Source organism: Pseudomonas sp. SDO5591_S426 (assembly GCF_054070755.1).
In genome coordinates this window covers 1-16027 of record NZ_JBSVXD010000069.1, presented here as the reverse complement: position 1 = coordinate 16027, position 16027 = coordinate 1, and the positions used below count along the sequence as shown (strand labels likewise).

At 60.8% G+C, this 16027-nt stretch carries 10 protein-coding genes; 8 read left to right on the top strand and 2 right to left on the bottom strand.

Annotation, left to right across the window (positions count from 1 at the left end; genetic code table 11):
- Positions 1 to 37: 37 nt before the first annotated feature.
- Positions 38 to 1054 (bottom strand): Bug family tripartite tricarboxylate transporter substrate binding protein, encoded by a 1017-nt coding sequence (locus ACW9JC_RS15535; RefSeq protein ID WP_338585262.1) that lies wholly within the window; start codon positions 1052 to 1054, stop codon positions 38 to 40.
- A 441-nt stretch (positions 1055 to 1495) separates the two neighbouring features.
- Between ACW9JC_RS15535 and ACW9JC_RS15530 the strand changes: the two genes are divergently transcribed.
- The 6 genes from ACW9JC_RS15530 to ACW9JC_RS15505 all read left to right on the top strand — a co-directional run bounded on the left by ACW9JC_RS15530 (position 1496) and on the right by ACW9JC_RS15505 (position 8962).
- The gene (locus ACW9JC_RS15530; RefSeq protein WP_457455867.1) at positions 1496 to 2836 is read left to right on the top strand and encodes an MFS transporter; all 1341 of its coding nucleotides are present in this window, start codon (positions 1496 to 1498) and stop codon (positions 2834 to 2836) included.
- The gene (locus tag ACW9JC_RS15525; RefSeq protein ID WP_457455865.1) at positions 2829 to 3788 is read left to right on the top strand and encodes an amidohydrolase family protein; all 960 of its coding nucleotides are present in this window, start codon (positions 2829 to 2831) and stop codon (positions 3786 to 3788) included. The genes ACW9JC_RS15530 and ACW9JC_RS15525 overlap by 8 nt, the downstream gene beginning before the upstream one ends.
- Positions 3785 to 4789 carry a 4-hydroxythreonine-4-phosphate dehydrogenase PdxA gene (locus ACW9JC_RS15520; protein WP_457455863.1) on the top strand — a complete coding sequence of 335 codons (1005 nt, stop codon included), beginning with the start codon at positions 3785 to 3787 and terminating at the stop codon, positions 4787 to 4789. Before ACW9JC_RS15525 ends, ACW9JC_RS15520 begins: the two co-directional genes overlap by 4 nt.
- Before the next feature lie 326 nt (positions 4790 to 5115).
- A complete protein-coding gene (locus ACW9JC_RS15515) occupies positions 5116 to 6291 on the top strand; it encodes an L-rhamnonate dehydratase (protein ID WP_007972458.1) in 1176 nt (391 codons plus the stop codon).
- Between the two features lie 52 nt (positions 6292 to 6343).
- Entirely contained in the window at positions 6344 to 7339 is a 996-nt protein-coding gene (gene araD1, locus ACW9JC_RS15510) for an AraD1 family protein (protein ID WP_457455860.1), read from the top strand.
- 42 nt (positions 7340 to 7381) lie between these two features.
- Positions 7382 to 8962 carry an aldehyde dehydrogenase (NADP(+)) gene (locus ACW9JC_RS15505; protein WP_457455858.1) on the top strand — a complete coding sequence of 527 codons (1581 nt, stop codon included), beginning with the start codon at positions 7382 to 7384 and terminating at the stop codon, positions 8960 to 8962.
- A 131-nt stretch (positions 8963 to 9093) separates the two neighbouring features.
- Here ACW9JC_RS15505 and ACW9JC_RS15500 read toward each other — a convergent pair whose 3' ends face one another.
- A complete protein-coding gene (locus tag ACW9JC_RS15500) occupies positions 9094 to 10002 on the bottom strand; it encodes a DMT family transporter (protein WP_457455856.1) in 909 nt (302 codons plus the stop codon).
- A 180-nt stretch (positions 10003 to 10182) separates the two neighbouring features.
- Between ACW9JC_RS15500 and aceK the strand changes: the two genes are divergently transcribed.
- Entirely contained in the window at positions 10183 to 11898 is a 1716-nt protein-coding gene (gene aceK, locus ACW9JC_RS15495; protein ID WP_457455854.1) for a bifunctional isocitrate dehydrogenase kinase/phosphatase, read from the top strand.
- 158 nt (positions 11899 to 12056) lie between these two features.
- A complete protein-coding gene (gene hrpA, locus ACW9JC_RS15490; RefSeq protein WP_457455852.1) occupies positions 12057 to 15968 on the top strand; it encodes an ATP-dependent RNA helicase HrpA in 3912 nt (1303 codons plus the stop codon).
- The last annotated feature ends 59 nt before the right edge of the window (positions 15969 to 16027 follow it).

The window sequence follows — 16027 nt, the reverse complement described above, 5'->3', positions numbered from 1 at the left end:
GGTGACGGCCGCCCTTGGGCGAGCGGCCCTGGCAACTTCAGTTTTTCAGCCAGCCGGCTTCTTTGAATACCGGGGTAACGCGGGCGGTGTCTTTTTCGATGTAGGCGGTCAGCGGTTCGCCTTCGAGGAAGGTTGGCACCAATGCGTTCTGCTTCACGTAGGCCTTGAACTCATCGGTCTGGGTGACTTTGCGCATCAGCTCGACGTAAAACGCCCGTTGTTCAGCGCTGATATCGCCGGGCATGAACACAGTGCGCGGGAAGCGGTATTGATCGATGCCCAGGCCTTGTTCATGACAGGTCGGAACATCGGCCCAGGATTTGTCGCCGGCGACTTTTTCAGTGTAGGCCATGCGCTCTTTACTGAAGACGCAGAGCGGTTCGACCTGGTCGCCGCGCCATTGGCTGATGCTTTCGCTGGGGTTGTTGACGTTGGCGGCGATGTGTTTGCCGGCCAGTTGGGTCGCGGCTTCGCTGCCGCTCTTGAACGGGATGTACACCAGTTTGCTGTTGGTGGTCTGGTTGAGCAGCAGGGTCAGGGTCTGGTCGACGTCCTTGGACTGGCTGCCGCCCATGCGCAGGTTCGACGGGTCGGCCTTGACCGCTTCGTAGAAGCTTTTTGCGTCCTTCCACGGCGCGCCCTTGTAGCTCCAGAGGATGAAGTCGTCTTCGGCCACGGCGGCAATCGGTGTCAGCTCCTGCCATTGGTAGCCAAGCTTGGACACCAGTGGCAGCAGGTAAATGTTGTTGGTGCCGATCACCAGTTTTTCGGCATCGCCCTTGTTCATCTTCATGTCGAGGAACGCTTCGGCGCCGTTGCCGCCGCCCTTGTTGAGCACGATGGTGTTGACGTCGAGCAGCTTGTGGGTGGTGATGATCGACTGGATCAGCCGACCGAGTTGGTCGGTGCCGCCACCGGGGCCGCCGGCTACGACGATTTCGACGTTTTTGTCCGGTTGCCAGGCTGCTTGAGCGAGCAGAGGGAGCGCGCCAGCGGCGACCAGGGTGCAGCCAAGAAACAGACGGGAAGTGCGACGGACGAATGCATTTCGCATGATGGAAGAGCCTCGTTTTTGTATTTGTTATGAGTGGACTTGTCTGCGCTGTGAAGCCGCAAGCCTGGCCTGAGTGTGGGAACGTGCCGTCGCCGCGTCTAGTCAAAACAATACATACACCGATAGCCTGGGGTTATAGCTAGGCGAACGAAGCAGTACTTCTGTAGGAGCGAGCCTGCTCGCGATGGACGCAAGAGCAGCGCGCTGATTCCGGAAACACACGTTTTCGTTTCAAACCATCGCGAGCCGGCTCACTCCTACAGAGTGGTGCGTGCCGACGTTGAAAGCTCGTTGAAAGCAGGGCATGACATAACCCGTGGCTATCACCCGATTTCAAGTTTTGATTAGACGGTTATCGCTGAGCCTTCGATAGTGCTCACAAACCGCCGCAATGAAGTGGCGCTGCAGTCTCCACAAAAATAATAAAACGAGGTACGCACCATGGCTCGTCCCAGTGCTTCCCTGCATCTGCCCGGCGCAGACGCTCCGTCCGCAGCGGCGGCGAAACCGCTGGCTGCAACCGCCAAGGCCAGCAATGTTCGCTGGCGGATCTTCGCGATCATTTTCGCGCTGACCATGGTCAACCTGATCGACCGGGTGTCGCTGTCCATCGCGATGCCGACCATCGCCAATGAATTCTCGCTGTCACCGAGCATGCAGGGCCTGATCCTCAGCAGCTTTTTCTGGGCCTACGCGTTGTTGCAGATTCCTGGCGGCTGGATGATCGACCGTTTCGGTCCGCACCGCGTCATCAGTTGGTCCACCGGGTTGTGGGGCACTTTCCAGGTGTTGGCGGCGTTTGCCACCGGCGGCTTGTCATTGCTGTTTGCGCGGGTTGCGTTGGGCGCCGCCGAAGCACCGTTGTTCCCGTCGGGCGGCAAGCTGATCTCCCTGTGGCTCGCGCCCGGCGAACGCAGTCGCGGCGCGGTGCTGATGGACAGCGGCAGCCCGCTCGGTGTGGCGCTGGGCGGGTTGATCATTGCCTACTTGATTGCGTCTCTGGACTCCTGGCGGTTGGCTTTTGTCATTGCCGGTATCGCGACTCTGGTGTTGGCGTGGCTGGCGCGGCGTTATCTGCGTGATGACCCGGCCAGCCATCCGCAAGTCAATGAACCGGAGCTTGCGAAAATCAACGCCGGACGCGCCACACCCGCCGCCGAAGCCGCACGTGCACCGGTCAAAGGCTTGGGCATCGCTGCCCGTTCCCTGAGCGGTTTGCTGATCGGCCGGGCCAGTTGGGCGATGGTGTATTTCGGTCTGCTGACCTGGGGGCCGAGCTATCTGTCCCAGGCTCGCGGGTTTGATATCAAGGGCATTGGCGCGGCGACATTTGTGATTTTCGTCTGCGGTGCGCTGGGTTCGTTGACCGGTGGTTTCCTTTGCGACGGCTTGATCCGCAAAGGCGTGAGTCGCGCAGTGGCGGTCAAGAGCCTGCTGGCGTTTTCCGGTCTGGTAGCGCTCGGCGCGTTCCTGTTACTGCCGACCCTGAGCAATCCTTTTGCGGCAGTGGCGTTGTTGGCCATGACCGCGTTTTTCCTGATGTGGGGCAGCCTCTACTGGAGTTTCCCGGCGCTGCTGGCAGCACCGGCGCGGGTCGGTTTGATCGGCGGTGTAATGAACATGGCCGGCAGCATCGGCGGCATCGCGGTGCCGATCCTGGTGGGCGTGATCCTGCAAATGTCCGGTGGTTTTGCCCCGGTGCTGGGGTTCTTCGCAGCGTGCTCGGCGGTGTTCGTGCTGGCGACGTTGTTTATCAGTCTGGATGAGGTGCGCCATGACTAATCCGTTATGGAACGGCCCGATCATCGACGCCCATCATCATTTCTGGGACCCGATCCTCAACGATCACCCGTGGCTCGCTCCCGAAGCCAATATCCCGTTTCGCTACGGTGACTACAGCGCGATCAAGCGCCGCTATTTTCCCGAGGATTACTTCGCCGATGCAGGTTCGCACAACGTCGTGCAAACGGTGTACGTCGAGACCGAATGGAACCCGCAGGACCCGATTGGCGAAACCCGTTTCATCGAGCAACTGGCCGCCCGTTATGGCGTGCCGAATGCAATCGTCGCGCAAGCCTGGCTCGATCATCCGGACGCTATCGATGTGCTGACCGAACAGGCCAGTTTCAAGTGCGTACGCAGTGTTCGCCACAAGCCCGGCGGCCCGACCGCGCCGGAGCAGGTCGGGCGCCTGCGCAGCCTGATGAGCGACGAGCATTGGCGCCGCAATTACGCCGCACTTGAAGGTTTGGGTCTGCATTTCGATTTGCAGACACCCTGGTGGAACCTGCACGAAGCCGAACGGTTGGCCCGGGATTTTCCCGGCATCACTCTGATTCTCAACCACGCCGGGTTGCCCAACGACCGCAGCGGCGAAGGACTTGCCGGTTGGCGCCTGGCGATGGCGCGGCTGGCCCAGTGGCCGAACGTGCAGGTGAAGATTTCCGGCCTGGGGCAGGGCGGCCAACGCTGGCGCGCCAAAGACAATGCCTGGATCGTGCGTGAAGTGATCGCCATGTTCGGAGCCGACCGGGCGATGTTTGCCAGTAACTTTCCGGTGGACAGCCTGTGCGGCTCGTTCGATGACATCTACAGCGGTTTCAAATCCATCGTCGCCGATCTGCCGTTGGCCGATCAGGAGCGACTGTTCTACAGCAATGCGCAGCGCGTTTATCGCTGCGAGCCTTGCGCCATTGACCGGGCGTGGCCTGAACCCTTGAGGAGTGAAGCATGAAAAAATCCACCATCGCCATGGTTCTTGGTGACCCGGCGGGCATCGGTCCTGAGTTGATCGCACGTCTGCTCGCCGAGCCTGAAGTGCGCAACAAGGCCAACGTGATCCTGATTGCCGACGAGGCGGAAATGCGTCGCGGCATGCGCATCGCCGGCACCGAATTTCCTTATCGGCGCGTGGAGTCGCTGGAGCAGTTGGAGTTTGTCGATGACACGCCGCTGTTCTATGACTTTCGTGGTGACACCGTTGGTGAATTCCCGCGCAGCGAAGCCAGTGTGATTGGTGGTCGATACAGCCTCGATACTTTGGAAAAGGCCTTGCGCCTGACCGAAGCGGGGACCACCGACGCGATCCTGTTCGGACCGCTGAACAAGACCTCGTTGCACATGGCCGGCATGGCGCATAACGACGAGTTGCACTGGTTCGCCGAGCTGCTGGGTTTCCACGGACCGTTCTGCGAATTCAATGTGCTCGACAATTTGTGGACTTCCCGAGTGACGTCCCACGTAGCGCTGGCCGAAGTCTCGGGCCTGCTCAGTCAGCAGCGGGTGGTGGAAGCGATACAACTGATCGATACAGCGCTCAAGCGCAACGGCCTGGAGAAACCGCGCATTGGCGTCTGCGGCTTGAACCCGCACAACGGTGACAACGGCTCGTTCGGCCGCGAAGAGCTGGACATCATCGGCCCGGCTGTACGCTCTGCGCAGGCGTTGGGAATTGCTGCGGAAGGCCCGTATCCGGGAGACACGATTTTCCTCAAGGTCCAGGGCGATGCCAGTGCCTTTGACGCGGTCGTCACCATGTATCACGACCAGGGCCAGATCGCGATCAAACTGATGGGCTTCTCTCGTGGCGTGACGGTACAGGGCGGCTTGCCGATCCCGATCACCACCCCGGCCCACGGCACCGCATTCGACATCGCAGGGCAGGGCAAGGCGAACGTCGGCGCGACGCGTCAGGCGTTCGAGATTGCTTGCCGTATGGGAAGCAACCGGCACTGAACCCGGATTTCCAAAGCAGCATAAATCCCCTGTGGGAGCGGGCTTGCCCGCGATAGCGTCAGCACAGACACCTTGATAGTGACTGTCAGACCGCCATCGCGGGCAAGCCCGCTCCCACAGTTATTTGTGTTTGGCCGATAACGTTATCCACTCAATAACCTGTTTTTGCTATCACCCCAGGTTATCGACGGATGTGCATAAGTGATTATCCGCAGCCCCCGGGCGCTGGCTAAAGTCGGTCCATCGAATGCAGGAGCCCATCTGAAAAAAGCTCTGCGCACACGACCGACAACTACAAGAATCCGGCAGCCCAAGGAACTGTATTCATGAAAATCAAAGCGATCCGTACCCGCGTTTTCGAGTGGAAAGGCAAAGTCGTTCCACCTCAAGCGCACTTCTGCACCAACGCCAGCGACATCCTGTTCGAGCGCGGTGACGCCATGGGTTCGTTCCGTTTCCACGGTTGGCTGGTGGTGGAAGTCGAGACTGATACCGGTCTTGTCGGCATCGGTAACTGCGCCCTGGCGCCGCGTGTGGCCAAGGAAATCATCGACACTTACCTGGCACCGATCGCCATTGGCGAAGACCCGTTCGACAACGAATACATCTGGCAGAAGATGTACCGCCAGAGCCACGCCTGGGGCCGCAAAGGCATCGGCATGGCGGCGATCTCGGCGATCGACATCGCCATCTGGGACATCATGGGCAAAGCGGTGAACAAGCCGGTATTCAAACTGCTCGGCGGGCGCACCAAGGAAAAGATCTGGACCTACGCGTCCAAGCTCTACGCCAACGACAATCTCGACCTGTTCCTCGAAGAAGCCCAGGGCTATCTGAACCAGGGTTTTACCGCGCTGAAAATGCGCTTCGGCTACGGCCCGAAAGACGGCCCGGCAGGCATGCGCCGCAACATCGAACAAGTACGTGCCTTGCGTGAACTGGCCGGCCCTGACGTCGACATCATGCTCGAATGCTACATGGGCTGGACCCTGGAATATGCGCGCCGCATGTTGCCGAAACTGGCCGAGTTCGAGCCGCGCTGGCTCGAAGAACCGGTGATCGCCGACGACATCGAGGGCTACATCGAACTGAAAAAAATGGGGATCATGCCGATCTCTGGCGGCGAGCATGAGTTCACCTCATACGGCTTCAAGGACCTGCTGGAACGCCGCGCTGTCGACGTCATCCAGTACGACACCAACCGCGTCGGCGGCATCACCGCCGCGCGCAAGATCAACGCCATGGCCGAAGCCTGGTCGGTGCCGGTGATTCCTCATGCCGGGCAGATGCACAACTATCATCTGACCATGTCCACCACCGCTTCGCCGATGGCCGAGTTCTTCCCGGTGTTCGATGTCGAAGTCGGCAACGAACTCTTCTACTACGTGTTCAAGGGCGAGCCACAACCGGTCAACGGCTACATCCAGCTCGACGACAACAAACCGGGCCTGGGCCTGGAAATCTCCGATGAGTACCTGAGCGATTTCAACATCATCGAATGACCTTCAAGCGCCGCTTTCGGGCGGCGTTCGGTTGACTGATTGGAGGCACACCATGCACCTGATTCAATTTGAAAACACTGAGGGCGAGCGTCAGGTCGGCCTGGTCGCCGGGGCGCAGATTCTGCTGGTGCGCGATACCCGCAGCACCCGCGAACTGGCACTCGCGGCGATTCGTGCGCAACGCAATCTGCAAGAGGAAGTCGCCTTGCGCGGCACCGAACCGGGACCGGATTACGCGACGCTGCTGCAGCAGGGCAAGGTCCTGCCGCCGCTGGACCATGAAGACCCGGCCCATTGCCTGATCAGCGGCACCGGCCTGACTCATCTGGGCAGCGCCTCGGCACGAGACAAAATGCACCAGCATGACGGTGAAGTCGAAGCCGGCATGACCGACACCATGCGCATATTCAAATGGGGCCTTGAGGGCGGAAAACCAGCGGCCGGGCAGGTCGGCGCGCAACCGGAATGGTTCTACAAGGGCGATGGCAGCATCGTCGTGCGCCCCGGTGCGGACTTCCCGGTGCCGCCATTTGCCGAAGACGCCGGTGAAGAACCTGAGCTGACCGGCCTCTACGTGATTGGCGACGACGGCCAGCCGTACCGCGTCGGTTATGCATTGGGCAATGAGTTCTCCGACCATGTGATGGAACGGCGCAACTACCTGTACCTCGCCCATTCGAAACTGCGCAGTTGCTCCTACGGTCCGGAGCTGCGCGTCGGAGAGCTACCCAAGCATCTGGTCGGCACCAGCCGCATCAAACGCAATGGCGAAACGATTTGGGAAAAGGAATTTCTCAGCGGTGAAGACAACATGTGCCATAGCCTGGCCAACCTCGAATTTCACCACTTCAAATACGCGCAGTTTTTGCGTCCCGGTGATGTTCACGTGCATTACTTCGGCACCGCGACGCTGTCTTTTGCCGATGGCGTGAAGACCCAGCCGGGGGATCGCTTCCAGATCAGTCTCGATGAGTTCGGCGCGCCGTTGGTCAACGGCATCGGCGAAAGTGCCCAGCCGTTGGCTATCGGTCAGGTGCGCACGCTTTAGGTCTTCAATCACCGGCGCTGCTGGCCGGTCAAGGAATCACTCATGACCATGTTACTTGGACACAACTACATCGGCGGTCGCCGCAGCGCCAATGGCACGCTGCGCCTGCAAAGCATCGACGCGACCACAGGTGAGCCATTGCCGGGGACTTTCGTCCAGGCATCGGAAGCCGAAGTGGATACCGCCGCGAAAGCCGCTGCCGCCGCTTACCCGATCTACCGAAACTTGAGCGCTGAAAAGCGCGCAACCTTCCTCGATGCCATCGCCGATGAAATCGATGCGCTAGGCGATGATTTCGTCGCCACCGTATGCCGCGAAACCGCGTTGCCTGCCGGGCGTATTCAAGGTGAGCGCGGTCGCACCAGCGGCCAGTTACGCCTGTTCGCCAAGGTGCTGCGTCGCGGTGATTTCTATGGCGCGCGCATCGACCGGGCATTGCCGGATCGTCAGCCGTTGCCACGCCCTGATCTGCGTCAGTACCGTATCGCCCTCGGGCCGGTCGCGGTGTTCGGTGCCAGCAACTTTCCGTTGGCATTTTCCACCGCTGGTGGCGATACCGCCTCGGCACTGGCCGCCGGTTGCCCGGTGGTATTCAAGGCGCACAGCGGGCACATGGCGACCGCCGAGTGGGTGGCGGACGCGATCATCCGCGCCGCCGAACGCACGGAAATGCCGGCGGGTGTGTTCAACATGATTTATGGCGGCGGCGTCGGCGAATGGCTGGTCAAGCATCCGGCGATTCAAGCGGTCGGATTCACCGGTTCCCTCAAGGGCGGCAATGCCTTGAGCCACATGGCCGCGACCCGGCCACAACCCATCCCGGTGTTTGCCGAGATGTCGAGCATCAACCCGGTGTTCCTGTTGCCTGAAGCCCTGGCGGTGCGCGGCGAGCAGATCGCGGCGCAACTGGCCGGTTCGGTGACGTTGGGTTGCGGTCAGTTCTGTACCAATCCCGGGCTGGTCATCGGTTTGCGTTCGCCGCAGTTCAGCACGTTCCTGGAAACCTTCTGCGCGAGCATGAACCAGCAACCGCCGCAAACCATGCTCAACGTCGGCGCATTGGCCAGCTACAGCCGAGGCCTGGGTGAGTTGCACGAACATCCGGGGCTGACTCATTTGGCGGGCAAGCCGCAGCAGGGCAATCAGGCGCAGCCGCAAGTGTTCAAGGCCGATGTCAGCCTGTTGCTCAAGGGCGATGAGTTGTTGCAGGAGGAAGTGTTCGGGCCGACCACCATCGTCATCGAGGTTGAAGATCGCGCGCAGTTGGCGGCGGCGCTGCATGGCCTGCGCGGGCAGTTGACGGCGACGCTGATTGGCGAGGCCGAAGAGTTGCTGGAATACCGCTGGCTGGCGGAAATGCTGCAAGAGAAAGTCGGGCGGATTCTGCTCAACGGCTATCCGACCGGGGTCGAGGTGTGTGAGGCGATGGTGCATGGCGGACCGTATCCGGCGACGTCGGATTCTCGCGGCACATCCGTTGGCACTTTGGCGATCGATCGTTTCTTGCGGCCGGTGTGTTTCCAGAATTACCCGGATGGGTTGCTGCCGGAGGCGTTGCAGAACGCCAATCCGCTGGGGATTCGGCGGTTGGTGGATGGGGAGGTCAGTGCTTCAGCCTTGTAGTGCCTGAACTGACGCCATCGCTGGCAAGCCAGCTCCCACAGTGATGGGTGTCGTACATATGTTTTGCGTACAATACCGAACCCTGTGGGAGCTGGCTTGCCAGCGATAGCGTCATTAGCAACACCACCGAACTACTTGGCAGTTACCTCTGTCACCTTCAACACCGCAGGCTTCAACACCAACCACAGCGCCACCGCAATCAACACCCCGCCATAGACGTGCGCCATCGACAGCGGTTCATCGAGAAACAGCCCTCCCCATAACACCCCGAACAGCGGGATCAAGAAGGTCGTGGTCATCGATTTCACCGGGCCAATCGAGCTCAGCAGCCGGAAGTAAATGATGTACGCAAACGCCGTGCAGCCCAGTCCCAACCCCAGCAACGACAGCCACACGCTCCAGCCGCCCCAGCTCGCCGGTGGCTGGCTGATCACGCTGTAGCCGAACAGCGGCATCAGGAACAACGTCGCGCCGAGCATGCTGCCCAGTGCCGACAAACGGCTGTCCAGACCACCGGCCTGATCGAGCCAGCGGCGGGCCAGAAAACCCGCAAACCCGTAGCAGGTGGTCGCGAGCAGGCAGGCGACGGCACCCATCAGCAGTTCCATGTCGAACGCCACCGGCCCGGCACGGGTCAGCACGCCCACGCCGAACAGCCCGAGGAACACACCACCGAGCTTGGCGCCGGTGAGCCTTTCATGGAAAAACAGACCGCCAATTAGCACGCCCATCAAAGGTGTCGTGGCATTGAAAATCGATGAATAACCAGCGGGCAGCACCTGCGCGGCGACCGAATAGAGCGTCGCCGGAATCCCGGAGTTGATCACCCCGAGCAGCATCACGGTTTTCAGTTTGCCCTTGAAATCCCAACTGATGCGCATCAGCCCAAGAATCACCAGCAGTCCGGCAGCGGCAATCGATACGCGGAAAAAAGCTGTGGGAATGCTGCCAATCACCGGGGCGATGATGCGCATGAACAGGAAACTCGCACCCCAAATGGCCGCCAGGGACAGTAAACGGAAAATATCGACGGGGTTCACAGCGCGTTTCCTTCCTTGATGGGAGCGAGAGTGTTGCCGAGCGCCTGAATGATGGCAACCGAAAAACGAGCATTGAACTCTCCAGGGTGTCGATGGCGCGGCGCCCGCAAAATTACACTTCTCCTGCACCCGCTTCACTGGCTAAGCTCAGGGCTCACGAATTCCCGCAGAGGTCTCACCATGCCGCAGCAATGGCCAGCCGCCGACATCGCCCGCTTGATCCTCGATGGCTTTGACGATTACCGCGAGCATTTTCGCCAGATCACCGACGGCGCCCGGGCGCGTTTCGAACAGGCCAAGTGGCAGGAGACGCAATCGGCGTCGGCGGCGCGGATCAATCTGTACGAAGAAAAAGTCAGTGAAACCGTGGAGCGCCTGCGCACCGCGTTCGATACCGACACGCTGGACGTTAGCTGCTGGCCGCTGGTCAAAAGCGCCTACATCAGCCTGATCGACCTGCGCTTCGACGATGAACTGTCCGAGACCTGGTACAACTCGATCTTCTGCGGGCTGTTCAGCCATGACCTGATCAGCGACGGCTGCATGTTCATCCACACCACCCGGCCGAGCCTGCGCCGGGCCCGCGCTGCACAAACCCGCACCTACAAACCCCAAGGCCAGTTGTCCGGCATGCTCGCGAGCATCTTTGCCGACTACCGCTTCAGCGAGGAATACGCCGACCTGCCCGGCGACTTGAAGCGTCTCGAAGCGCAACTGCGCGAGAACCTTCCGGATTGGGTGTGCAAGGACCCGGAGCTGAGCGTCGAGCTGTTTTCTTCGGTGCTGTACCGCAACAAGGGCGCGTACCTGGTGGGCCGCATCTACACCGCCGATGAACAATGGCCGCTGGCGATTCCACTGCTGCACCTCGAAGGTCGCGGCATCCAGATCGATGCACTGATCACCGACGAGGCGGACGTGTCGATCATCTTCTCGTTCACCCGTTCGTATTTCATGGTGGATGTGCCGGTGCCGGCGGAGTTCATCGGTTTCCTCAAACGCATCCTGCCGGGCAAGCACATCGCCGAGCTGTACACCTCGATCGGCTTCTACAAGCATGGCAAGTCCGAGTTCTACCGGGCGCTGATCAATCACCTGGCCAATACCGACGACCAGTTCATCATGGCCCCCGGCGTGCGAGGCATGGTCATGAGCGTGTTTACCCTGCCGGGTTTCAACACCGTATTCAAAATCATCAAGGACCGTTTCTCGCCGTCGAAAAACGTCGACCGCGCGACGGTGATCGAGAAATACCGTTTGGTGAAAAGCGTCGACCGCGTCGGGCGCATGGCCGATACCCAGGAGTTCGCCGACTTCCGTTTTCCGCTGAGCAAGTTCGATCCGGCGTGTCTGGAAGAGCTGCTGGAAGTCGCGCCGTCCACGGTGTCGGTTGAAGGCGACACGGTACTGATCCGCCACTGCTGGACCGAGCGCCGAATGACGCCGCTGAACCTGTACCTGGAAAACGCCAACGAAGCGCAGGTGCGCGAAGCCCTTGAAGATTACGGCCTGGCGATCAAGCAACTGGCGGCGGCCAACATTTTTCCCGGCGACATGCTGCTGAAGAACTTCGGCGTCACCCGTCACGGTCGCGTGGTGTTCTACGACTACGACGAGATCTGCTTCCTCACCGAAGCCAACTTCCGCCACATCCCGCAACCGCGCACCCCGGAAGACGAAATGGCTTCCGAGCCTTGGTACTCGATCGGACCGCTGGATGTGTTCCCGGAAGAATTTCCGCCGTTCCTGTTTGCCGATTCCGGCCAGCGCAAGCTGTTCGATCAGTTGCATGGCGAGTTGTACAACGCCGATTACTGGAAGAGCCTGCAGGAAGCGATTCGGGCGGGGAAGGTGATTGATGTGTTTCCGTATCGGCGCAAAAGCGCCGAAAACTGACCCTGTAGGAGCTGCCGAAGGCTGCGATCTTTTGATCTTGAAATCAAAAGATCGCAGCCTCGTTTCACTCGACAGCTCCTACAGGAGAAACAGCCAATCCATGGCAAATCTGCGACAATCCGCACCCTGCGCCACTAGACGACTGAATTGCGTACCCGATGACCGACGAATCGCCCTCCATCGACAAACTGCTGAAAAACCTCGATCACGCCATGCTTGCCGACCGCCACCGGCTGCGGCGGCAGTTGCTTGAGCTGCGCAAGAAACCCGACGAGGCCAAACTGGCCCAGTGGGTGGCGCGCATGCAGGCGTCCTGCGATCAGGTGCTGGCGCGCAAGGCCAGCCTGCCGGTGATTCGTTACGACGATAGCCTGCCGATCGCCGCCAAGCGCGACGAAATAAAGAAGGCGCTGGAAAAGCATCAGGTGCTGATCATCGCCGGCGAAACCGGCTCGGGTAAAACCACCCAGTTGCCGAAGATCTGCCTGGAAATCGGTCGCGGCCAGCATGGTCTGATCGGCCACACCCAGCCACGGCGGATCGCTGCACGCAGCGTGGCTGCCCGGGTCGCTGAAGAACTCGGTACGCCGTTGGGCGCATTGGTCGGTTATCAAGTGCGGTTCGAGGACCAGAGTGATTCCAACACACTGATCAAGTTGATGACCGACGGCATCCTGCTGGCGGAAACCCAGAACGACCGGTATCTGGAACGCTACGACACGATCATCGTCGACGAAGCCCACGAACGCAGCCTCAATATCGACTTCCTGCTCGGCTACCTGAAAACCCTGCTGCCGCGTCGCCCGGACCTGAAAGTCATCATCACCTCGGCGACCATCGATCTGGAACGCTTCTCCAAGCATTTCGACGATGCGCCGATTGTCGAAGTCTCCGGTCGCACCTTCCCGGTGGACACCTGGTATCGCCCGCTGACGCTTGAGCAGGACGAAGAGGGCAACCGGGTCGAGGACGACTTGACCGTAGATCAGGCGATCCTCGCCACCCTCGACGAAATCGCCGCCTATGAACGCAGCGAACGCCGCAGTCCCGGAGACGTGCTGGTGTTCCTGCCAGGCGAGCGCGAGATTCGCGATGCGGCCGACATGCTGCGCAAGGCACAGCTCAAACACACCGAAATCCTGCCGTTGTACGCGCGCTTGTCGCCGGCCGAGCAGCAGCGGATTTTCCAGTCGCACCCAGGCCGTCGCGTGGTGCTGGCGACCAACGTCGCGGAAACCTCGCTGACCGTTCCGGGCATCCGCTACGTGATCGACAGCGGCACCGCGCGCATCAGTCGCTACAGCTATCGCGCCAAGGTCCAGCGCCTGCCGATCGAAGCCGTTTCCCAAGCGAGCGCCAACCAGCGTAAAGGTCGATGCGGGCGGGTCGAGCCGGGTATCTGCATCCGCCTTTACAGCGAAGAAGATTTTCTTGGGCGTCCGGAATTCACCGATCCGGAAATCCTCCGTACCAACCTCGCCGCCGTTATTTTGCAGATGCTGCATCTGCGCCTCGGCGAAGTCACCGCGTTCCCGTTCATCGAGCCGCCCGACGGCAAAGCGATCAGCGACGGTTACAACCTGCTGCAAGAACTCTCGGCGGTGGATCGCAACAGCCAGCTGACGCCGCTCGGCCGCCAGTTGGCGCGCTTGCCGGTGGACCCGCGCATGGGACGTATGCTGCTGGAAGCGGCGAAACTCGGCAGCTTGCAGGAAGTGCTGATCGTCGCCAGCGCCATGTCGATCCAGGACCCGCGCGAGCGTCCGCCGGAGCGTCAGCAAGCGGCGGATCAAGCCCATGCACAATGGAAAGATGCCGACTCGGACTTCGCCGGGCTGGTCAATCTGTGGCGCGGTTTCGAAGAACAGCGCCAGGCGCTGACTGCCAGCCCGCTGCGTAACTGGTGCCGCAAGAATTTCCTGAACTACCTGCGCCTGCGTGAATGGCGCGATTCCCATCGCCAGTTGAGCCTGATCTGCCGCGACATGCAGCTGAGCCTCAACAAAGAGCCGGCGGATTATCCGAAACTGCACAAAGCGGTGCTGGTCGGCCTGCTGAGCCAGATCGGCCAGAAAACCGAAGACGGTGACTACCTCGGCGCACGTCAACGGCGCTTCTGGATTCATCCATCGTCGGGCATCGGCAAGAAGCGTCCGCAATGGTTGATGACCGCTGAACTGGTGGAAACCACCAAGCTCTACGCGCGCATGGTGGCGAAAATCGATGCCGACTGGATCGAGCCGCTGGCCGGGCACCTGATCAAGAAAAACCACTTCGAACCCCATTGGGAGAAGAAGCGCGGGCAGGTCGTGGCGTTCGAACAGATCACCCTGTTCGGGTTGATCGTGGTCGGTCGCCGGCCGGTGCATTACGGCCCGGTCGACCCGGTGGTGTCCCGCGAGCTGTTTATCCGCGAAGGGCTGGTGCGTGGCGAAATCCAGTCCAAAGCCAAGTGCCTGACCGCCAACAAGCAATTGCTGGAACAGCTCGACGAACTGGAAGCCAAGGCCCGTCGCCGCGATATTCTCGCCGACGAAGAAACCCTGTACGCCTTCTACGACGCACGATTGCCAGCAGAGATTCACCAGACCGCAACCTTCGACAGTTGGTATCGGATCAACAGCCAGAAAGACCCGCAGCTGCTGATCATGCGCGAAGAAGACGTGCTGGCCCGCGAAGCCAGTGAAGTCACCGCCCAGCATTACCCGGACACCTTGCACATCGGTGATCTGGAATTGGCCCTGAGTTATCACTTCGAACCGAACCACCCGCGCGACGGCGTGACCCTGCGCGTGCCGGCGCCGCTGTTGCCGATGCTGCCGCCGGAGCGTCTGGAATGGCTGGTGCCGGGCGTCATCGAAGCCAAGTGCATTGCGTTGGTGCGCAACCTGCCCAAGGCCTTGCGCAAGAACTTCGTGCCGGTGCCGGACTTCGTCAAAGCCGCGCTGCAACGCATGACCTTTGCCGAGGGCTCGCTGCCTCAGGCCTTGGGCCGCGAGCTGCTGCGCATGACTGGCGCGCGCGTCAGTGACGAAGCCTGGAGCGAGGCGGCGCAGCAGGTTGAAAGCCATCTGCGGATGAACCTGGAAATCGTCGATGCCCAGGGCAAGTTCCTCGGCGAAGGCCGTGATCTGGCCGAGCTGACCGCGCGTTTCGCCGAAGCGAGCCAAGCCGCATTGGCCGTGCCGCAAACCGCGAAAAGCCAGCAGCCGGTGGAACCGAAGGTGTTCGCCGCTGTGGCTGAGAAAACCCAGCAGAAGATCGCCGGGCTGTCGATGACGGTGTATCCGGCGCTGGCGGAAGAGGGCGGTACGGTCAAGGAAGGGCGTTTCTCGACGCCGGCCGAAGCCGAATTCCAGCATCGCCGTGCCTTGCAGCGTCTGCTGATGCAGCAACTGGCCGAATCGGCGAAGTTCCTGCGCGGCAAGTTGCCGGGCCTGACCGAGCTGGGCCTGCTGTACCGCGACATGGGCCGCGTTGATGCGCTGGTGGAAGACATTCTGCTGGCCAGCCTCGACAGCTGCATTCTTGAAGGCGAAGACCCGTTGCCCCGTGACGGTGCCGGGTTGGCGTCGTTGGCCGAACGCAAGCGTGGCGGCTGGACCGAACACGCCGAACGTGTGGCCAAGCTGACGCTGGAAATCCTCAAGCTCTGGCACGGTCTGCAAAAACGCTTCAAGGGCAAGATCGACCTGGCGCAAGCCGTGGCCCTGAACGACATCAAGCAGCAACTCAGCCAACTGGTGTATCCGGGGTTTGTCCGGGAAACGCCGATGCAGTGGCTCAAGGAACTGCCGCGCTATCTCAAGGCCATCGAGCAGCGCTTCGAAAAAATTGGTGCCCAAGTGCAGCGCGACCGGGTCTGGAGTGGTGAATTGTCCGGCCTGTGGGCGCAGTACCAGACCCGCGCCAGCAAGCACGCCCAGGAAGGCAAGCGCGATCCGCAACTGGAGCTGTATCGCTGGTGGCTGGAGGAATACCGGGTTTCATTGTTCGCCCAGCAATTGGGGACCAAAGTGCCGATTTCCGACAAGCGCCTGAACAAGCAGTGGAACCAGGTCGAGCCCTGATCCCGATCCCCTGTAGGAGCTGCCGAAGGCTGCGATCTTTTGATCTTGATCTTCAAATC